This window comes from Flavobacterium sp. J49 (assembly GCF_011742145.1).
GTDB lineage: Bacteria > Bacteroidota > Bacteroidia > Flavobacteriales > Flavobacteriaceae > Flavobacterium.
Map to the genome: position 1 here is coordinate 668778 of NZ_JAAQQU010000105.1, position 21558 is coordinate 690335.

Consider the following 21558-nt stretch of genomic DNA (forward strand, 5'->3'; position numbering starts at 1 on the left):
GTTTATTTTGCTCCTGCCTTATTATTAGTTCTAATTTGAGTTTTATTTCAACGATTTAGCATTTTTTACCTTTTGATTGGTCAAGGCTACATCAATGACTTCACTCATTTCTTTTACGTAGTGAAAAGTCAAACCTTCAATGTATTCCGGTTTGATTTCATCGATGTCACTTTTATTTTCGTGGCACAAAATGATTTCCTTGATATTGGCTCTTTTGGCGGCCAATATTTTTTCTTTGATACCACCAACAGGTAATACTTTACCGCGAAGAGTGATTTCGCCGGTCATGGCTAAGTTTTTCTTCACTTTCTTTTGTGTAAATAAAGACACTAATGAAGTCAACATTGCAATTCCCGCACTTGGTCCGTCTTTAGGTGTGGCGCCTTCCGGTACGTGTAAGTGTATGTTGTATTTGGCAATCATTTCAGGATCGAGGCCAAAAATTTCGGCGTTAGCTTTAATGTATTCTAAAGCAATCGTCGCAGATTCTTTCATCACAGTTCCTAAATTCCCGGTTAAGGTTAAAGCTCCTTTTCCGGCAGATATTAACGATTCTATGAATAAAATATCGCCGCCAACTGAAGTCCATGCCAAACCGGTAACTACTCCGGCCACATCATTGCTTTCGGATTTGTCACGGGCTAATTTGGGTGCGCCAAGAATTTTGACAATATCTTCATCGGTTACTTTCTTATTGTATTCTTCTTCCATGGCAACCGATTTGGCCGCATTTCTGATTACCTGAGCAATCTTGGCTTCCAAACTACGCACACCGGATTCACGGGTATACCCTTCTACGATTTTTTCCAATTGCTTTTTACCAATTACCAAGTCTTTAGTCGTTAACCCGTGTTCTTTTAATTGTTTGGGCAACAAATGCTGGCGGGCAATTTCAATCTTTTCCTCGATGGTGTAACCGGTCATTTTGATGACTTCCATACGGTCTTTTAGTGCCGGCTGAATGGCAGCCATGTTGTTGGAAGTGGCAATAAACATCACTTTCGACAAATCATAACCCATTTCAAGGAAATTATCGTAGAACTCTTTGTTTTGTTCAGGATCTAAAACCTCCAACAAAGCCGATGATGGATCACCTTGGTGGCTGTTGGACAACTTATCGATTTCATCTAATACAAACACCGGATTGGAAGTTCCTGCTTTTTTCAGACTTTGGATAATTCTGCCCGGCATGGCACCAATATAGGTTTTACGGTGACCGCGAATTTCTGCTTCATCACGCAAACCGCCTAATGAAATACGAACGTATTCTCGCCCTAAAGCTTCGGCAATAGATTTTCCGATAGACGTTTTACCGACACCCGGAGGTCCGGTCAAACAAATAATCGGCGACTTCATGTCGTTTCGCAATTTCAATACGGCCAAATGTTCGATGATTCTTTTCTTGACATCTTCCAAACCAAAATGGTCACGGTCTAGTATTTTAACAGCCCGTTTTAAATCGAAATTGTCTTTAGAATAATGGTTCCAAGGCAGTTCCAAAAACAACTCTAAATAGTTTCTTTGGATGCCAAAATCGGGTGCTTGTGGATTCATGCGTTGCATTTTAGAAATTTCTTTTTCAAAATGCTTGGCGGTCTTTTCATCCCAAGTTTTGGTTTTGGCTTTTTGACGCATTTCTTCTATTTCCTGCTCATACGAAACGCCACCCAATTCTTCTTGGATGGTTTTCATTTGTTGGTGCAAAAAATATTCTCGTTGTTGTTGGTCGAGGTCGAAACGCACTTTAGACTGGATATCGTTTTTCAATTCCAACTTTTGCAACTCTACGTTCATGTAGCGCAACGTTTCCAAAGCTCTTTCTTTCAATACGTTAATCATCAATAAATCTTGCTTTTCCTTAACCGTAAGGTTCATATTGGAAGAGACAAAATTGATTAAGAACGATTGACTTTCGATGTTTTTTATGGCAAATGTCGCTTCGGTCGGTATGTTTGGACTTTCCTTGATAATTTCAATGGCCAATTCACGGATAGAATCCACGATGGCTTGAAACTCGGTATCCAATTTCCTCGGACGTTTTTCTTCAACTTCTTTGATGGTAGCTTTTAAATAAGGTACTTCCGAAGTTACTGCGTCTATTTCGAAACGCTTTTTTCCTTGGAGAATTACTGTAATATTACCATCTGGCATTTTTAAAACCCTCAGAATTTGGGCTACTGTACCAATGTTGTGAATATCATTTTTGGTTGGATCTTCATCTTCCTCATTCTTTTGCGCTACTACTCCAATGATTTTATTACCGGCATTGGCATCATTTATCAGTTTGATAGATTTATCACGACCGGCGGTAATCGGAATTACAACTCCGGGAAACAAAACAGTATTGCGAAGCGGTAAAATAGGCAACGAATTGGGTAATTCTTCTTTATTCATTTCCTCCTCATCTTCGGGAGTCAAAAGTGGAATTAAATCCGTTTCGGTATCGAACTCTTGTAGTGACAGATTGTCAAGAGTTAAAATATTGTGGTTTGACATGTGGTAATTGATTTAGTCAAATTGACATTAAAATTATATAATGCTAAACAAATGTAGGACAACTTTCAATTGTGATAAATTATAATCGATGTACGGCAGTTGTTATAGTCTAACTTCAATATTACAACAATACTAAAGTAAAGCGCTAAGATAAGTCAAGGATTGTGCCGAAAAAAAAATCCGCCAAATTGACGGATTTCATATATTGACAATGTAAAAATTAATTGTATTCTACATCAAAAGCACCTTCGGTTATTGTTTTTGTTGTAGTTCCGTCTGATGCTTGGAAATTAAACGTTCCTTTGATTCTGGTAGCTGTTTTACTGATTATGGTCACTGAACCAGAAACCGAATCATAATCGGTATCGCCTAAGGTATAAACTCCTTGTGCGCTGTCAACGCCCACATTTCCTGTAATGGCATAAGTTCCTGCACCAACACTTCTTCTTACGGAAACATTAATGGCATTGAAATTGGCATCTTCTGCAGCAATAGTTAGCCATTCTTCAGCACCTATAAAAAATTCGGCCGTAAAAATATCGGTATCAACAAATTCAACGCCACCAACTTTAGCATAGAAACTATCTCCGGTTTGCCCTTGTGTTACAAAAGGAATATTTTCAAATACACCATTTGAGAACTGTACCGGAAGTATTGAAGTTGTTGTGGTATCCGACCAATATCCTTTAAAACTAAAAGTTCCGGAAATTGTATTGTTAACTGTATTAATATTTGTAATAGTAATTGAGCCCGTATTTTCTTCCGGATTGTCAAAGTTAGTCGACCAATAGCTGTATTCTGAACCTGCCGGTGTGAAAGCCAATATATTAGTATTGGCAGGATAAGTTCCTGTAGCTGATGCTTCCACCAAAAGACCAAATCCCTCTCCGTTAGGTTTTATCCCTGAGATTGTAATATAATTTCCTCCTATCAATGCTTGAGCGGTTGAAGCAACCCAAGTATTTCCACTAAAATCTGCTTTAAAAACTGCCGGACCAGTGGTTCCTCCTCCGAAATTGTCTAAATCAATGGCCGGATCAATAGGTTCATTTTCACAAGAAGTAAAGGTAAAAGCCGTAAGGAACAAAACTATTCCGGCTAAAAATTTGATGTTTTTCATAACCATTTTGTAAATATTGCTCAAATATAATTTTTTTTAAATTGATGACAAGTGTTTTTTTGGGATTCTCAACAATAATAACAATCCACATAAGAAAAATAATCCCAAAAAAACAATGGCAAATCTCGGACTACCTGTAATTTGGTCAATCAATCCATAAACCAACATCCCTATTACGATTCCAACTTTCTCAGAAACATCATAGAAGCTAAAAAAAGAAGTAGTGTCTTCTGTCTCGGGTAAGAATTTTGAATAAGTGGAACGGGCTAAAGATTGTATACCACCCATCACCAATCCGACTAAGGAAGCCATGATATAAAATTCCATTGGTGAAGTAATGAAATAAGCAAATCCACATAGTAAAACCCAAAAAGCGTTCAAGACAATCAATACTTTAATATTACCGAATTTGCCGGAAGCCCTAGAGGTTAAAAAGGCACCCAATACCGCAATTAGTTGTATTAAAAGTATGCAGGTAATTAATCCGGTTTGACTTTCTTCGTCGTTTGCCCATTCAATTTCCTGAGCTCCGAAATAAGTCGCGACCAACATCACGGTTTGTACAGCCATACTAAATACAAAGAAGCTCAACAAATATCTTTTCAATGGCACTTCTGTTTGCAGTTTGTTCCAAACTTTTCTCAATTCTTTAAAACCATTAAAAATGACAGAACGGGTTACTTTTTGTTGATTCGCATTGCCTTTAGGCAAATAATAATAGGTATATTGACTAAATGCTATCCACCAAATTCCAACCATAACAAATGAATATTTCATCATGTCAATTTTATCGGCTTTATCGGCGCTCATAATCATGGCCAAATTGATTATCAGGAGTAAAACACTACCCAAATAACCCATAGAATAACCACGGGCGCTAATTTTATCTTGTTGTTCTTCAAAAGCAATGTCCGGTAAATACGAATTATAAAAAACTAAACTTCCCCAAAAACCTATTAGTCCAAAAAAGTAAAAAACCAATCCTAAAAGAATGTTTTCTAAATCAAAAAAGTACAAACCAATACACGATAAAGCACCAATATAATTGAAGATGCGCATGAAGATTTTCTTGTTTCCTGTATAATCGGCAATTCCGGACAATAACGGAGAAAAAATGGCAACACAAAGAAAAGCACCTGCTGTTACAAAACTAATCAATGCTGAGTTTTTAAAACTATATCCGAACAGATTTACATAAGGATTGTCTTCCTCAAACAAGGCATTATAAAATATCGGAAAAACTGCCGAAGCAATCACTAAACTATAAACTGAATTAGCCCAGTCATAGAAAGCCCAGGCATTGAGTAATTTTGGATGACCTTTAGGAAGTGCTGACATAAAAATTAGCTTTAAATAAAAAATCCCGCTCAACATGGAACGGGATTCAAATATAAGTTATTTTTTATTTAAATGTAACACCAAACTTAGCGGCTTCTGCTTTTGCAGCGGGAATTTGTTTTTTGATGTTGGCGATTCTTGTTTCATCAGACGGGTGAGTACTCATGAATTCAGGTGGTTTTTGCCCACCCGATTTAGAGGACATTCTTTGCCAAAAATCAACTGCTTTTTCAGGATTGTAGCCTGCAATGGCCATCAATTTAAGTCCTATCATATCAGCCTCACTTTCATGGCTTCTGCTAAAAGGCATCATACCGCCAAACTGTGAAACACCTGAATAGGCCAACATGGCTAATTGTTGTGTTTCAGCGCTTTTGCTTCCGGTAGCAACAGCTACACCGGCCGCACCTGCTTGTTGTAACATTCCGGCACTCATACGCTGCTGACCGTGGTTGGCCAAAGCGTGTGAAACCTCATGACCCATAACTGTGGCCAATCCTGTTTCGTCTTGAGTGATAGGAAGAATCCCCGAGTATACTACAATTTTTCCGCCGGGCATGCACCAAGCATTCACTTCTTTACTTTCCACCAATTTATATTCCCATTGGTAATCTTTTAAGTAATCTGAATAGCCGTTAGCATTCAACCATTTTTCGGCAGCCGCTTTGATTTTCATCCCAACAGTTTCTACCTTTTTTGCGTCTGCAGTTCCGACCACTACTTTGTTTTCCTTTAAGAATGTCCCATATTGCTGAAATGCTGTTGGGAAAATTTGGCTGTTGTCTACCAAAGCCATGGTACTTTTTCCGGTAAACGGATTTTTAGCACACGAAGCTACCAACATAATAGTCAGCAGTGCACAAAATAAAATTCCTTTTTTCATAATTGTTTAATTTGAATTACAAATTTACCTAATTCATATCTCAAAAGGTTACATAATTTGGCTTATAAATTTACATAATTTATTATCCAATCAAGTGCAACTCTGTGAAATCTTTATCAATAATTAAGGAATTAGCTCCATTTAGGTGGACTTTATCTAAACTGATTTTTTCATTATCAACTTCTACCTTTTTAACCTTAAACGGTAATCCTTTTAAGTTGATTATAAATTTGGAATACTGTGTTTCAAAGGTTCCTTCGGTATGTTGCTGAATAATCAGTTCTTTTTCTTTACCATTTAAGGTAAATGTACGCAATGAAAAACGGCCTTTGTTGTAATCATAACCGTCTTGAGCATCTTCATACACCGTTGATTTTTCTTTCCCTAATTTGTAATAAACATCCAAAATGAGTTCATCAAATTGTAATTCGCCTACATACTGTTGCACCGGATATTTTGGGATAATAGCGCCTTCTTTGATAAAAATCGGGATTTGGTCGAAGCTGGTATTAATCCAAAGTTCTCTTTTCCCTTCAATCACTTCATTGTTCCAGAAGTTGTACCAATTGCCTTTAGGCAAATACATTCTGCGACCTTGCGCATTGGGTTCCAATATTGGACACACCAAAATTTGGTTCCCAAAAATAAACTCATCCGTTCTGTAATGCGTATGGAAATCTTCTTGATCAAAATACACTAAAGGTTTTAACATCGGCGTTCCTTCATTCACATATTGCCAGAACATGGTGTACAAATACGGCAATAACTGGTAACGCAATTCCACGAATTTTCGGGTAATATCAATTACTTCATCGCCAAATGACCAAGGCTCTTGTTCACCGTGATCGCCCGAAGAATGTGTTCTGCAAAAAGGATGGAAAACCCCAAGCTGAATCCAACGCGCATACAATTCGCCCGAAGGCTGCTCAGCAAAACCACCGATGTCAGAACCGGTAAAGCCCATTCCTGAAATCGACATGCGTTGCATTTGGATATTGGCAATCCATAAATGTTCCCAACTCGCAACGTTATCACCGGTCCAAGACGACGTATATCGCTGCGCACCGGAATAAGCCGAACGCGTAATGATGAAAGGTCTTTTCGGATAAGCAAAACGCTTAACTCCTTCATACGTTGCACGCGCCATTTGGGTTCCGTAAACGTTGTGTGCTTTTCTATGACTACATGGATTTCCGTCGTAATCGTGTCGAACATCATTTGGGAAAGTTTTCCCCGGAACGTCCATTACAGCCGGTTCGTTCATATCATTCCAAACACCTTTTACGCCTATTTCCGAAATCAATTCTTTGAACAATCCTGCCCACCATTCGCGCACTTCGGGATTGGTATAATCGGGGAAATTGCATTCGCCCGGCCATACTTTTCCTTTCATAAACGGACCATCGGCACGTTTACAAAAATATCCTTTGGCTAAAGCTTCTTGGTAAACCCAATAATCTTTATCGATTTTAATTCCGGGGTCAATTATAACGACAGTTTTGAAACCGTCTTTGGCCAATTCGGCAACCATACGTTTGGGTTCGGGAAAATATTCTTTGCTCCAAGTAAAACAACGGAAGCCTTCCATATAATCGATGTCTAAATAAATAGCATCACAAGGTATTTTAAGTTCCCTAAATTTACTGGTAACTTCTTTTACTTTGCTTTCGGGATAATAACTCCATTTACATTGATGGTAACCTAATGTCCACATCGGTGGCAATTCCGGTTTCCCGGTCAAATGCGTATAATTGATTACAACATCGCTCATCTTCGGTCCGTAGAAGAAATAATAATTCATTTCTCCACCTTCGGCCCAAAAACTGGTCACATTTCTGCGTTCGTGACAAAAATCAAAATAAGTTCTAAAGGTATTGTCAAAGAAAATGCCGTAGGCTTTGTTGTGGTGTAAACCAATGTAAAATGGCACTACTTTGTATAAAGGTTCTTGGTCTTTGTGGAACGCATATTGGTCGGTGGCCCAATTCTCAACGCGTTTTCCTTTCAGATTCAAATGCGTTGGTTTGTCACCCAGTCCGTAAAAACTTTCACCGTCTTTAGACAGTTTACTCATCTTTACGATATTTCCTCCATGTTCATAACATTCTTCCCAATGGAAACCAATTTCATCTTCCAATATCGTAAATCCGTCAATATCGTGAATTGAGACTTTTAAATCTTTTTTGTTGACTTTACAAAAAACTTTACTGGTTTTGATTAGATAAAACTGTTGCTCTTCAACCACTTCAAGTTGGTTGTACCCATGTGATTGCGTTTTGTCTATGGCATAGGAGAAATCATTGCTAAAATAACCTTTAGTAGTATAACGGAAGCGAATCAGACTGTCGCGAAGTATTGTAATTTTTAATATTACATTGTTGTCAGTGTTGAAATAAATATTGTCAACATCTTGTTCGAAGGAAACTATTTTGGAGGGAAATTGATCTCCTTTGTGTTCCAGTTCTGTGTTGGTAATCATACTGATTTATTTGTGTCGAATGCCAAATTTACAAAGATGACAACGATAATTTTACATATAGGTAAAGTAGTTTTTAACTACAACGTTTGCGGTTGATGATAGTATAATTAAACCTGTCAGATTTTAAAAATCTGACAGGTTTAGTAAATGAATATATAACCTTTTACGAAATCTTATAAACGGTAACTCCTAATGGCGGCAATACCAATTCGGCTGAATAACCTCTGTAATTCCAGGCCGTCTTGTCAATTTTAATTGGTTTGGTTGCTACTACACCACTACCGCCGTATTCGACACTGTCTGAGTTGAAAATCTGCGTGAGTTTTCCTTTTGCAGGCAATCCTATTCTGTAATTTTCTCTTACTACCGGAGTGAAATTGGCCACGATAATCAAATCATCTTTAGGATCCAGCCCTTTTCGAATATAGCTCAATACCGCATTATCGCTATCGGTGTAGTTAATCCATTCAAAACCGTCAACGTGGAATTGTTTTTCATACATCGCCGGATTGTTTTTGTACAACGCATTCAAATCGGTGATGCATTTTTTGATGCCTTCGTGGTAGCCGTATTGTAGCAAATGCCAATCTAAACTGCCTTCGAAATTCCATTCGCTGCTTTGCCCGAATTCGGCTCCTTGGAACAATAATTTTCCGCCCGGATGCGTAAACATATAGCCATACAACAAACGAAGATTGGCAAATTTCTGCCACTCGTCGCCGGGCATTCTGCCTAAAATAGAATGTTTGCCATAAACGACTTCGTCATGCGACAACGGCAACATAAAGTTCTCTGTAAAAGCATACGTCATTGAGAAAGTCAAATCGTTTTGGTGGAAACGTCTGTATATCGGTTCTTTTTTGAAATATTGCAAAGTATCGTGCATCCAGCCCATCATCCATTTCATGCCGAAGCCTAAACCACCTATGAAGGTTGGTCGCGAAACCATTGGGAAACTCGTGCTTTCTTCGGCTATGGTTTGCACATCCGGAAAAGCGCTGTAAACCGCTTCGTTGAAATCTTTTAGGAAACTAATGGTATCTAAGTTTTCTCTTCCGCCGTAAATGTTTGGTTCCCATTCGCCTTCTTCTCTGGAATAATCTAAGTACAACATCGACGCCACTGCATCTACTCTCAAACCGTCAACATGGTATTGTTGTAACCAAAAAATGGCATTGCTGATTAAGAACGAACGTACTTCATTGCGGCCATAATTGAATACCAAACTTTTCCAATCGGGATGATAGCCTTTTCTTCTGTCCGGGTGTTCGTATAAGTTGGAACCGTCGAAGAATCCGAGTCCGTGTGCGTCATCCGGGAAGTGCGACGGCACCCAATCCAAGATGACTCCGATACCGGCTTGGTGTAATTTATCGACCAAAACCATGAAATCCTGCGGTTTTCCAAAACGGGATGTTGGGGCAAAATAACCCACCAACTGATAACCCCATGAAGGATCGTACGGATATTCCATGACCGGCATGAATTCGACATGGGTGAAACCGGTTTCTTTGACATAAGCGACCAATTGGTCTGCCATTTCCAAATACGTCAAAAATTTGCCCTCACTGTTTCTTCGCCATGAACCCAAATGTACTTCGTATACCGAAAAAGGTTTGTCTAAACCATTTTTGTCTTTACGCGTGTCCATCCATTTTTTGTCTTTCCATTTGTAGTCTAAGTCCCAAATGACGGAAGCAGTTTGTGGCGGATGCTCACAGTAGAGCGCAAACGGATCGGCTTTCTCGGTGATGATGCCGTTGTTGTTGGATTGTATTTTGTATTTGTAAGTCGTGCCTTTATCAACTCCGGGAATAAATCCTTCCCAAATTCCGGAAGAATCCCAGCGTACGTTGAGTTGGTGCTCACCTTGTATCCAATAGTTGAAATCACCTACAACTGAAACGGAGCGTGCTGATGGCGCCCAAACGGCAAAGTAAACACCTTTTACGCCATTCACTTCGGTGAGGTGAGCGCCGAGTTTTTCATAGAGTCTGAAATGTTTTCCGGCTTTGAATAAATCGATGTCAAAATCGGTAAAAAGCGAATGTACTTGTACTTGGTTCATGTTGTTTTTTATTTTTATCGCGAATTCGCGACTGTCTTTTATTGTATATCAATTCAAATCCTATCTAGCCCCGATTGTAGAGGCTACCGCGTAGCCCGGAAAGCGGGAACTGCCATTCCTGAAACTGCCCTACACTTTCGCTTCAAATTCCATTATACTGGCAATTCCGGTTAGTGGAATAACGGCCCAGCGTGGACGTGAGTTGAGTTCGTAGCCGAGTTCGTAAACCGCTTTTTCGAGGATGCAATATTTGAGCAGGAAGTCGATTTCTTTTCGGTACCCTATATTTAAATTGCCGCCTTGGGCGACTTCGGTGTAGGTTTGCAAAAACACACCTACGAAATATTTGAACAGGATTTCACCAGCTTGGAACAGTTCTTTTTGTTCGTACGGATATTTGTCCTTGTTGTTAAAAATGGTCGCGTAAATCGAGTAATGAAAAGAGCGGAACATACCTGCGACGTCTTTCAGCGGCGGTTGTTTTACTTTTCTATCACGAATCGTGCTTTCGGGTTCGCCTTCAAAATCAAGCAGATAAAAATCGTCTCCGTTGACCAAAACCTGTCCGAGATGGTAGTCGCCGTGGATTCGGATGCGTTCTGATTTCATTTTGGTCCAGTCGAAATCGAGGAAAATTTTACGGATTTCTTTTTTGTTGTCCAGAAATTGATTGGCGAGTTCAAGCGCCAAACCATCGAGTTTGTGCAAATTGTTTTCTAAAATATTCAATCTGTTTTGGAACTGATATGTCAAACGATTTTTGAGCCAAACGGTATAATCGCCGTTGTAAGTCGTTGGTGTAAAAGCCGTATCGCGAATATCGCCTCCGAGTGCGATGTGCATTTCGGCCGTGCGTGTTGCCAAAGTGTGAATACGCAGAAAAATGCTCAATCCGGCCCAATCGATGATTTCGTGTGGTACTTCGTTTATCTTGAGTCGCTTGAACAATTCGATATCGGGAAGTTTGGCGATTTTAATTTTTTTGTGTTTGAGGTTGTCAAAAATTCTATCGACTTCTTCGAGCATAAACTGCCAGGCATCGCCTTGATTCGGCACCAGTTCTTGCATTAAACCTAGTGTGATATTTCCTTCGGATAAAACAACACTGATGCTTCCCGTATACGCCGGCGAATGTTGGAAATCCATTGTTTCGGTTAAGAAGCGGCTGATTTCGTAATCGGGATTCATGCTGATGTAGATTCTTCGGAAGATTTTGAGTACCAAAGTTCCATTGTAAATAATAGACGTATTGCTTTGCTCCACGCCCATGAATTTAGACGATTTGTATTCGGTCTCTTCAAGCTTTTCGCCTTTGTGGAACTTGACTTTTTCGTCTTTTCCTGCAGAAGTGACTATTTTATCGAATAATAATCTTCGGAAATCTTCTTGGTGTAACGCATCGACTAAAAACCCTTCTTGTCCACCCATTTTTACAGGCGCGATGATCGTATTGGTATCGAGTTCGTCTTCCGACATGAAGGAAATCGGCATAAAATAATGTTGGTAAAAAGCCTCCTTGAAATTAACTTCCAATAGAACTCCATAATAAGTATTCTTCTTCGAAGTGATTTTAAACCAATCTACGACTTCGATATACTTTAGCGTGCTCGCTTTTCCGCCATACCATCGTTTGTTAATGATATAGTTTTCTAAGATATCAGACGAGAATACTTTGACAAAATCATCGTCTTCAAAAGCGGTTTTCCAATCCGTTTTAAAAACATAAGGATTGATAAATTCATCTTCATTAATTTTTGCATCAATCATTATTTCTGAATTTTAAATAAATGAAATGGCAGTGCCGGATGTAATTCTACGAAGTTCCATTCTTTATCCCAATAATAGCTGTTACCGGTAATCAAATCGACTACTTTGATGGTTTGCCCGGGCTGAACTCCCAAAGCTTGCAAAGGCAACTGCACCCAAGTTTGCTTGGCATAATAAGGATCGAGACTGCAAATCATCAGCGTTTCATCTAATCGCGAATCGTCGTATTTGTAATAAGCCAAGACTTGGTCGTTGTCGGTATTGCAGAACTGAATATTGTTGGTTTGCTGAAGCGAAGGTTGTTCGTGGCGGATTCGGTTTAATCGAGTAATCAGCGTAATCAATTTGTTTTGCACAGTCCAATCCCAATGATAGACTTCGTATTTCTCTGAATTAAAATATTCTTCTTTGCCCGGCATCGCTTCGGAAACCATGTATTCATAGGCCGGACCGTAAATTCCAACGCTGGAACTCAAGGTAGCTGCTAAGAAATATTTGTGAAGATATACACTTTCGTTGGCGCTTTGTAAAGCATACGGTAAAATATCCGGCGTGTTGGGCCAAAAGTTTGGTCGGTAAAAATCGGCTTGATTGGTTTTGGTGAGTTCTTCCACATATTCGATTAGTTCGGCTTTGGTATTGCGCCAAGTGAAATACGTATAGGATTGTGAGAAACCTTGTTTGGCCAACTCATGCATTACTTTTGGTGCCGTAAAAGCTTCGGCTAAAAAGAGCACATCAGGATGTTTTTTCTTGATTTCGGCGATTAGCCAGCCCCAAAAATAAAACGGTTTGGTATGCGGATTATCGACTCTGAATACACGAATATCACATTCTTCGACCCAGAACAAAGCCACGTCGAGCAATTCTTTCCAAAGGTTTTTCCAATCACTGCTTTCGAAGTAAATCGGCTGAATATCTTGGTATTTTTTGGGTGGGTTTTCGGCATATTGTACCGTTCCGTCCGGACGCCATTTGAACCATTGTGGAAAATCTTTTACGTAAGGATGATCCGGTGCGGCTTGCAACGCATAATCCATAGCGACTTCAATTCCCAAACTTTGAGCCGTTTTAACTAAAGATTTGAATTCTTCGATTGTTCCCAATTCAGGATGCGTTGACTTATGCCCGCCATATTTGGAACCGATTCCCCAAGGCGAACCAACATCACCGGATTGGGCATTGGTCGCATTATTTTTCCCTTTACGATTGACTTCTCCTATAGGATGAATTGGTGGAAAATACAAAGTATCAAATCCCATTGCGGCTACTCTTGGCAATAACTTTTCACAGTCTTTAAACGTGCCGTGTTTGCCTTTTTCTTGGGAAGCGGAACGCGGGAAAAATTCATACCACGTACTGAACAACGCTTTCTTTCTGTCGACGTAAATTTTTAATTCGGCAGAAGTATTGGCTAATGTTCGGGTTGGGTATTTTTCGAAGATGTGGTGTAACTCTTTTGATAAAGCAATCTCAGTAGCTTTATCGTATTGCTTTTCGTCTTGGAAGGCTTTGATAGCTGAAGTTAGATAGGCTTTCTCGGCTGCATCGACTTCTTTTAAAATCGCTTGACAATATTCGGCGCCTTCGAGTAATTCTGATTTTACGTGTTGGTTGTCTTGTATTTTTCTTTCCGTTCCGTGTTGCCAGTTTAATGCATAATCAACCCAACCTTCAACATAATATGAATAATGTCCTTGCTTTTCTACTTTGAATTGGGCAGTCCATTCATCATTGCCTAAAGCATTTAATCTTACCTCTTGCCACTTTTTGTCTTTTTCATGTTTGAATTTAACACAGCAAGCAATCACATCGTGACCATCAGCAAAAACATTGGCTTTTACTACAACAGTCTGTCCAACAATTCGCTTGATATAAAAAGCACCTCCATCCAATTGAGGCGTGACATTTTCAATAATTATTCGGGTTTGATTTTGCATTTTGACTTATATTTATGATGTTGAAATTTAAAAAAAATTATTTTAACTTTTGGTCAGCCACAAAATTTATTGAAATGACAAAAAAATCCCCAATAAGCAACCAATCATTGCAAATTCCTAAGCCAATTCTTCTTACGGCTACATTATTAGAGGCAATTTCTCCAAAATTAGTCACACTCTTTGCTGCTAAATTATTTACGACTCCCATAAAACACAAAATTCCCAAGAGAGAACTACACATGGAGCAAAATAGCCGTCAAAGCAAATTATTGGTTTCCAGCATCAAAAAAGAAATTACTGTTTATGAATATGGTGAAGGACAAAAGAAAGTTTTATTGGTTCACGGTTGGTCCGGCAGAGGAACGCAATTGGTAAAAATAGCGGATGAATTGCTAAAAATGGGCTACCAAACCTTAAGTTTTGACGCCCCGGCGCACGGCAAATCTCAAGGAAAAGCTACCATTATGACCGAGTTTATTGCAGCTATTCATGAAATTGAAAAACAATGTGGCCCATTCGAATTTGCAATTGGCCATTCACTTGGCGGCATGTCGATTTTGAATGCCATAAAACAAGGTTTTAAGGTAAAAAAAGCGGTGACTATAGGTAGCGGTGATATTATACAGGACATTTTAGACGATTTTGTACTAAAGCTAAAACTAAAACCCAAAATCGCTGTGATGCTGAAGCAGCATTTTGAAAAGAAGTTTGGAGAAACCATGGAGAACTATTCGGCTCATTTTGCCGCTCAAAAAGTTAAAATCCCCGTGCTGGTCATACACGATCAAGATGATTCCGAGGTATCGGTAAAAGCGGCTTACAATATCGACAAACACCTTGAAAATAGTGAACTGATGATTACCGAACACTTAGGCCATCGCAAAATATTAGGCAATGAAATTGTTATTAATCGCATTAAAGAATTTTTAAAAGCATAAGTTATGAGTTTATTTGAAACCACCGATTGGGCTCCAAAACTACAACCTATCATCGACTTATACCGAGATAAAAAACATCCTTTAGACTACGAAAACCTATACCAATTAATGGTCATGGTGATTTTGTCGGCTCAGGATTCAGACGCTAATATCAATAAAATAGCGCCGGCTTTATTCAAAGAATATCCCGACTTAGAAGCTTTATCCACGGCTACTTTTGACAGTTTATTTCCTTTGGTGAGCAAAGTGCGTAACTTCAACACCAAATCAAGTTGGCTCATTGAAATTGCACAAACCCTGAAAACCGACAGTAACATACCAACCAATTTACCTGAATTAATTGCTTTAAAAGGTATTGGAAGAAAATCAGCCAATGTGATTATGCGTGAAATGAAAGTCCCGGCCGAAGGCATTATAGCAGATTTACACGTCATTCGAGTCGCACCAAGAATTGGTGTCATCCAAGAAGCCAAAGACGGTAATAAAGTCGAAAAACAATTGATGGAAGCACTTCCGAAAGCCATTTGGGGTGAAGTCGGCATGGCAATATCCTTTTTAGGAAGGGAAACCTGTCGCCCAACTAATCCGAAATGTCCGCTTTGTCCAATTCAAAATAACTGTCAATATCCTTTAAAAACTTTATAATCGGGGCGTGTCCCCTTGGCCTGCCTTGAGCCTGTCGAAAGGGGCCGGGCTATCCGGGCTACATGCCTTCCTGGCGTCAGGCAGGGTAGCCTCTCCTATCCCTCACGCAATTCGCATAAATCATGAAACAAATTCCACTTTTTTCACTAGTCATCTTTCCTTCTCCTGAACAAATGGCGCTTGTGAAATCCTATAAACAGTTACTTAAAAGTCATATTGGTTGGTTTGGGAGTGCCAATGCCACGGCACATATAACCATAATACAATTCGACAATGAATTTATGCTCAATCTTCATCTTGAACAAATTAGAGCATTTTGCAAAACAGTTATCACTCAAAATGTAACCTTAAATGCATGGAGTTCTTTTGGTGAAAGGACTTTTTTTATTGCGCCGGATGAAACTTCTCAGCAATATCTTGATAATCTTATCCTCGATTTGCACCAATACTTAGGCTTCAAAGCTAAATCGGCTAACGCTCATTTAAGCATTGCCCGCGGACTCGATGCCGGAAAGATGGAAACCGCTTATAAATTATTTCAAAATACTGAGGTAAATTTTCAATTTAACTGTGATGCCATCTACATTCGAAAATTCAACGAACAAACGAAGCAATACTCGGATATAATAGAGAAAATACCTTTCGGACATTAATATAAAACAAAAAATCCCCATCAAATAAATGAACAGGGTTTCAAAAAAAAGGCGGCGACACGAGCCTGCGACTGCGCCGCACCGCTTAAAAACAAGAAAGCCTGTCTAAAAGACAGGCTTTCCACTAAAAAAGGCGGCGACATACTCTCCCACATAACTGCAGTACCATCTGCGCAGTCGGACTTAACTTCTCTGTTCGGAATGGGAAGAGGTGAGCCCCGACGCAATAACCACCTTAAACCGGTTTGCAACGGATAATCAACTTGTTGTCAATTAGCATTACACAATATCTTAACATACTGAGATAAAAAAAATAATTTTATGGAAGAAAGTTTCTCCAGCCTCTTGCGAGGCTGGATGACGTACATAAGCTTACGGGTTATTAGTACTACTCGACTATGACATTACTGCCTTTACATCTATAGCCTATCAACGTGGTCATCTTCCACGACCCTTAAAAGAAATCTCATCTTGTGGTGGGTTTCGCGCTTATATGCTTTCAGCGCTTATCCCTTCCAAACGTAGCTACTCTGCGGTGCTCCTGGCGGAACAACAGATACACCAGAGGTTTGTCCAATTCGGTCCTCTCGTACTAGAATCAGATCCACTCAAATTTCTTGCGCCCACAGTAGATAGAGACCGAACTGTCTCACGACGTTCTGAACCCAGCTCGCGTGCCACTTTAATGGGCGAACAGCCCAACCCTTGGGACCTTCTCCAGCCCCAGGATGTGACGAGCCGACATCGAGGTGCCAAACCCCCCCGTCGATATGAGCTCTTGGGGGAGATCAGCCTGTTATCCCCGGCGTACCTTTTATCCTTTGAGCGATGGCCCTTCCATACGGAACCACCGGATCACTATGCTCTACTTTCGTACCTGATCGACCTGTATGTCTCTCAGTCAAGCTCCCTTATGCCATTGCACTCTACGCACGGTTACCAAGCGTGCTGAGGGAACCTTTAGAAGCCTCCGTTACTCTTTTGGAGGCGACCACCCCAGTCAAACTACCCACCAAGCAATGTCCCCCGTAAAACGGGGTTAGACCTCAGATAAGCAAAGGGTGGTATTTCAACAATGACTCCACAACGCCTGGCGACGCCACTTCATAGTCTCCCACCTATCCTACACATCACTTATCCAAGACCAATACTAAGCTATAGTAAAGGTGCACAGGGTCTTTTCGTCCCACTGCGGGTAATCGGCATCTTCACCGATACTACAATTTCACCGAGCTCATGGCTGAGACAGTGTCCAGATCGTTACACCATTCGTGCAGGTCGGAACTTACCCGACAAGGAATTTCGCTACCTTAGGACCGTTATAGTTACGGCCGCCGTTTACTGGGGCTTCAATTCAATGCTTCTCCGAAGATAACATCTCCTCTTAACCTTCCAGCACCGGGCAGGTGTCAGGCCCTATACCTCATCTTACGATTTTGCAGAGCCCTGTGTTTTTGATAAACAGTCGCCTGGACCTTTTCACTGCGGCCAGCTTGCGCTGGCGACCTTTCTCCCGAAGTTACAGGTCTATTTTGCCTAATTCCTTAGCCATGAATCTCTCGAGCACCTTAGGATTCTCTCCTCGACTACCTGTGTCGGTTTACGGTACGGGTTCTTATAATCTAAGTTTAGAGGTTTTTCTTGGAAGCCCTTAGGTACACTATCTCTTTGTCCGAAGACTCCGAGTACTATCGCATTTCCCCAAAAGCCGTGGATTTGCCTGCGGCTCTTATAGGTAGGTGCTTTAACGAACTATTCCGTCAGTTCGCGGTACTTTCATCACTCCGTCACCCCATCACAATTATAAGAAGTACGGGAATATTAACCCGTTGGCCATCGACTGTCCCTTTCGGGTTCGCCTTAGGACCCGACTAACCCTCAGCTGATTAGCATAGCTGAGGAAACCTTAGTCTTTCGGTGTGCGGGTTTCTCGCCCGCATTATCGTTACTTATGCCTACATTTTCTTTTCTATCCAGTCCAGCATGCCTTACGACACACCTTCAACCCTGATAGAATGCTCCCCTACCACTTGTAGTAATACAAGTCCATAGCTTCGGTAATATGCTTATGCCCGATTATTATCCATGCTCGTCCGCTCGACTAGTGAGCTGTTACGCACTCTTTAAATGAATGGCTGCTTCCAAGCCAACATCCTAGCTGTCTGGGCAGACAAACCTCGTTTTTTCAACTTAGCATATATTTGGGGACCTTAGCTGATGGTCTGGGTTCTTTCCCTCTCGGACATGGACCTTAGCACCCATGCCCTCACTGCGGCGAAACATTATATAGCATTCGGAGTTTGTCAGGAATTGGTAGGCGGTGAAGCCCCCGCATCCAATCAGTAGCTCTACCTCTATATAACTTTATGCGCCGCGCTGCACCTAAATGCATTTCGGGGAGTACGAGCTATTTCCGAGTTTGATTGGCCTTTCACCCCTACCCACAGGTCATCCGAAGACTTTTCAACGTCAACCGGTTCGGACCTCCACTATGTGTTACCACAGCTTCATCCTGCCCATGGGTAGATCACACGGTTTCGCGTCTAACACTACTGACTAAAGCGCCCTATTCAGACTCGCTTTCGCTACGGATCCATGACTTAATCACTTATCCTTGCCAGCAACGTTAACTCGTAGGCTCATTATGCAAAAGGCACGCCGTCACCCCACTAAAGGGCTCCGACCGCTTGTAAGCGTATGGTTTCAGGATCTATTTCACTCCGTTATTCACGGTTCTTTTCACCTTTCCCTCACGGTACTGGTTCACTATCGGTCTCTCAGGAGTATTTAGCCTTAGCGGATGGTCCCGCCAAATTCAGACAGGGTTTCACGTGCCCCGCCCTACTCAGGATACCACTATCCTTATCTTCTCTTACTTATACGGGACTATCACCCTCTTTGGTTAACCTTTCCAGGTTATTCTAATTCAATCCGCAAGAAATGTCGTGGTCCTACAACCCCATTCATGCCGTAACATCAATGGTTTGGGCTAATCCGCGTTCGCTCGCCACTACTTACGGAATCACTTTTGTTTTCTTCTCCTCCGCCTACTTAGATGTTTCAGTTCAGCGGGTTTGCTTTCCTCTCGGAATGACATGTCTTCAACATGCCGGGTTGCCCCATTCGGATATCTACGGATCAATTCGTGTGTGCCAATCCCCGTAGCTTTTCGCAGCTTATCACGTCCTTCTTCGCCTCTGAGAGCCTAGGCATCCCCCATACGCCCTTATTTTGCTTATTGTACTTTTGCTCCTATACACATGTGCATAGAAACGTGTTTCTTTCTACTTTTTAAATTTTCTTATCTCAATATGTCAATGAACTTGTGGCGAGTCGCCACTGACAAATAATTATCAGCGTGACTTTAGCCGTAGTGGAGAATATCGGAGTCGAACCGATGACCTCCTGCGTGCAAGGCAGGCGCTCTAGCCAGCTGAGCTAATCCCCCATTTTCTGATTCCTCTTGAAAGAATCCTAAATGATGAATCCCAACTTCCAGAATTTCCTTTAAGCTTAAAAAAAGTAGTCCCGGGCAGACTCGAACTGCCGACCCCTACATTATCAGTGTAGTACTCTAACCAGCTGAGCTACGAGACTCTGTTTTCTTTGCTTATTTATTATTTGAACTAACAGCGAGAGTAAAAAATTCTTCTGATTTGAGGACTATCCTATTTATCGTCTCTAGAAAGGAGGTGTTCCAGCCGCACCTTCCGGTACGGCTACCTTGTTACGACTTAGCCCCAGTTACCAGTTTTACCCTAGGCAGCTCCTTACGGTCACCGACTTCAGGTACCCCCAGCTTCCATGGCTTGACGGGCGGTGTGTACAAGGCCCGGGAACGTATTCACCGGATCATGGCTGATATCCGATTACTAGCGATTCCAGCTTCACGGAGTCGAGTTGCAGACTCCGATCCGAACTGAGAACGGTTTTGTAGATTCGCTCCTGGTCACCCAGTGGCTGCTCTCTGTACCGTCCATTGTAGCACGTGTGTAGCCCAAGGCGTAAGGGCCGTGATGATTTGACGTCATCCCCACCTTCCTCACAGTTTACACTGGCAGTCTTGTTAGAGTTCCCGACCTTACTCGCTGGCAACTAACAACAGGGGTTGCGCTCGTTATAGGACTTAACCTGACACCTCACGGCACGAGCTGACGACAACCATGCAGCACCTTGTAAATTGTCCGAAGAAATATCTGTTTCCAAATACGTCAATCTACATTTAAGCCTTGGTAAGGTTCCTCGCGTATCATCGAATTAAACCACATGCTCCACCGCTTGTGCGGGCCCCCGTCAATTCCTTTGAGTTTCATTCTTGCGAACGTACTCCCCAGGTGGGATACTTATCACTTTCGCTTAGCCACTGAACTTGCGCCCAACAGCTAGTATCCATCGTTTACGGCGTGGACTACCAGGGTATCTAATCCTGTTCGCTCCCCACGCTTTCGTCCATCAGCGTCAATCCACTGGTAGTAACCTGCCTTCGCAATTGGTATTCCATGTAATATCTAAGCATTTCACCGCTACACTACATATTCTAGTTACTTCCCAGTAATTCAAGTCTATCAGTATCAATGGCCGTTTGATCGTTGAGCGACCAGATTTCACCACTGACTTAATAAACCGCCTACGGACCCTTTAAACCCAATGATTCCGGATAACGCTTGGATCCTCCGTATTACCGCGGCTGCTGGCACGGAGTTAGCCGATCCTTATTCTTACGGTACCGTCAAGCTCCTACACGTAGGAGTGTTTCTTCCCGTACAAAAGCAGTTTACACACCATAGATGCTTCTTCCTGCACGCGGCATGGCTGGATCAGGCTTGCGCCCATTGTCCAATATTCCTCACTGCTGCCTCCCGTAGGAGTCTGGTCCGTGTCTCAGTACCAGTGTGGGGGATCTCCCTCTCAGGACCCCTACCTATCGTAGCCATGGTAAGCCGTTACCTTACCATCTAGCTAATAGGACGCATGCTCATCTTATACCGTTGGAACTTTAATAATTAAATGATGCCATTCAATTATACTATGAGGTATTAATCCAAATTTCTCTGGGCTATCCCTCTGTATAAGGTAGATTGCATACGCGTTACGCACCCGTGCGCCGGTCTCAAAGGAGCAAGCTCCTTCTACCCCTCGACTTGCATGTGTTAAGCCTGCCGCTAGCGTTCATCCTGAGCCAGGATCAAACTCTTCATCGTATATTGTTGATGCTAATGCATCGTTTTTTT

At 41.3% G+C, this 21558-nt stretch carries 11 protein-coding genes, 2 tRNA genes and 3 rRNA genes; 3 read left to right on the top strand and 13 right to left on the bottom strand.

Annotated features, from left to right (window positions below):
* Positions 1-42: 42 nt before the first annotated feature.
* From lon to HA632_RS13840, 8 genes are all read right to left on the bottom strand, one after another.
* Positions 43-2496: an endopeptidase La gene (lon, locus tag HA632_RS13805; RefSeq protein ID WP_176307776.1), complete on the bottom strand. Its 2454-nt coding sequence runs from the start codon at positions 2494-2496 to the stop codon at positions 43-45.
* A 220-nt stretch (positions 2497-2716) separates the two neighbouring features.
* Positions 2717-3616 carry a DUF6252 family protein gene (locus HA632_RS13810; protein ID WP_176307777.1) on the bottom strand — a complete coding sequence of 300 codons (900 nt, stop codon included), beginning with the start codon at positions 3614-3616 and terminating at the stop codon, positions 2717-2719.
* Positions 3617-3652: 36 nt separating this feature from the next.
* Positions 3653-4954, bottom strand: coding sequence for an MFS transporter (locus HA632_RS13815; RefSeq protein ID WP_176307778.1), 1302 nt, complete (start codon positions 4952-4954; stop codon positions 3653-3655).
* Between the two features lie 64 nt (positions 4955-5018).
* Entirely contained in the window at positions 5019-5837 is an 819-nt protein-coding gene (locus tag HA632_RS13820) for a M48 family metallopeptidase (RefSeq protein ID WP_176307779.1), read from the bottom strand.
* 82 nt (positions 5838-5919) lie between these two features.
* Complete coding sequence (locus HA632_RS13825) at positions 5920-8316, bottom strand: glycoside hydrolase family 31 protein (RefSeq protein ID WP_176307780.1); 2397 nt, start codon at positions 8314-8316, stop codon at positions 5920-5922.
* 163 nt (positions 8317-8479) lie between these two features.
* Entirely contained in the window at positions 8480-10384 is a 1905-nt protein-coding gene (glgB, locus tag HA632_RS13830; RefSeq protein WP_176307781.1) for a 1,4-alpha-glucan branching protein GlgB, read from the bottom strand.
* Positions 10385-10513: 129 nt separating this feature from the next.
* Positions 10514-12151, bottom strand: coding sequence for a trehalose synthase (locus tag HA632_RS13835; RefSeq protein ID WP_176307782.1), 1638 nt, complete (start codon positions 12149-12151; stop codon positions 10514-10516).
* Positions 12151-14091, bottom strand: coding sequence for an alpha-1,4-glucan--maltose-1-phosphate maltosyltransferase (locus HA632_RS13840; protein WP_176307783.1), 1941 nt, complete (start codon positions 14089-14091; stop codon positions 12151-12153). Before HA632_RS13840 ends, HA632_RS13835 begins: the two co-directional genes overlap by 1 nt.
* Positions 14092-14165: 74 nt before the next feature.
* Here HA632_RS13840 and HA632_RS13845 point away from each other — a divergent pair, with 74 nt between their 5' ends.
* From HA632_RS13845 to HA632_RS13855, 3 genes are all read left to right on the top strand, one after another.
* Positions 14166-15029: an alpha/beta fold hydrolase gene (locus HA632_RS13845; protein WP_176307784.1), complete on the top strand. Its 864-nt coding sequence runs from the start codon at positions 14166-14168 to the stop codon at positions 15027-15029.
* Between the two features lie 3 nt (positions 15030-15032).
* The gene (gene nth, locus HA632_RS13850; protein ID WP_176307785.1) at positions 15033-15674 is read left to right on the top strand and encodes an endonuclease III; all 642 of its coding nucleotides are present in this window, start codon (positions 15033-15035) and stop codon (positions 15672-15674) included.
* 122 nt (positions 15675-15796) lie between these two features.
* Positions 15797-16327, top strand: coding sequence for a 2'-5' RNA ligase family protein (locus tag HA632_RS13855; RefSeq protein ID WP_176307786.1), 531 nt, complete (start codon positions 15797-15799; stop codon positions 16325-16327).
* Positions 16328-16455: 128 nt separating this feature from the next.
* Here HA632_RS13855 and rrf read toward each other — a convergent pair.
* The 5 genes from rrf to HA632_RS13880 form a co-directional block, all read right to left on the bottom strand.
* Positions 16456-16565: ribosomal RNA gene (gene rrf / locus HA632_RS13860) — 5S ribosomal RNA — on the bottom strand.
* Positions 16566-16689: 124 nt separating this feature from the next.
* A 23S ribosomal RNA gene (locus HA632_RS13865) occupies positions 16690-19568 on the bottom strand.
* Positions 19569-19701: 133 nt separating this feature from the next.
* Positions 19702-19775: transfer RNA gene (locus HA632_RS13870), tRNA-Ala, on the bottom strand.
* Between the two features lie 75 nt (positions 19776-19850).
* Positions 19851-19924, bottom strand: a tRNA-Ile gene (locus tag HA632_RS13875).
* An 88-nt stretch (positions 19925-20012) separates the two neighbouring features.
* A 16S ribosomal RNA gene (locus HA632_RS13880) occupies positions 20013-21528 on the bottom strand.
* The 16S, 23S and 5S rRNA genes sit together here with 2 tRNA genes alongside, the layout of an rRNA operon.
* Between the last annotated feature and the right edge of the window lie 30 nt (positions 21529-21558).

Coding starts and splice junctions, on each gene's coding strand:
- lon (WP_176307776.1), bottom strand. CDS start 2,496: ATGTCAAACCACAATATTTTAACTCTTGACAATCTGTCACTACAAGAG.
- HA632_RS13810 (WP_176307777.1), bottom strand. CDS start 3,616: ATGAAAAACATCAAATTTTTAGCCGGAATAGTTTTGTTCCTTACGGCT.
- HA632_RS13815 (WP_176307778.1), bottom strand. CDS start 4,954: ATGTCAGCACTTCCTAAAGGTCATCCAAAATTACTCAATGCCTGGGCT.
- HA632_RS13820 (WP_176307779.1), bottom strand. CDS start 5,837: ATGAAAAAAGGAATTTTATTTTGTGCACTGCTGACTATTATGTTGGTA.
- HA632_RS13825 (WP_176307780.1), bottom strand. CDS start 8,316: ATGATTACCAACACAGAACTGGAACACAAAGGAGATCAATTTCCCTCC.
- glgB (WP_176307781.1), bottom strand. CDS start 10,384: ATGAACCAAGTACAAGTACATTCGCTTTTTACCGATTTTGACATCGAT.
- HA632_RS13835 (WP_176307782.1), bottom strand. CDS start 12,151: ATGATTGATGCAAAAATTAATGAAGATGAATTTATCAATCCTTATGTT.
- HA632_RS13840 (WP_176307783.1), bottom strand. CDS start 14,091: ATGCAAAATCAAACCCGAATAATTATTGAAAATGTCACGCCTCAATTG.
- HA632_RS13845 (WP_176307784.1), top strand. CDS start 14,166: ATGACAAAAAAATCCCCAATAAGCAACCAATCATTGCAAATTCCTAAG.
- nth (WP_176307785.1), top strand. CDS start 15,033: ATGAGTTTATTTGAAACCACCGATTGGGCTCCAAAACTACAACCTATC.
- HA632_RS13855 (WP_176307786.1), top strand. CDS start 15,797: ATGAAACAAATTCCACTTTTTTCACTAGTCATCTTTCCTTCTCCTGAA.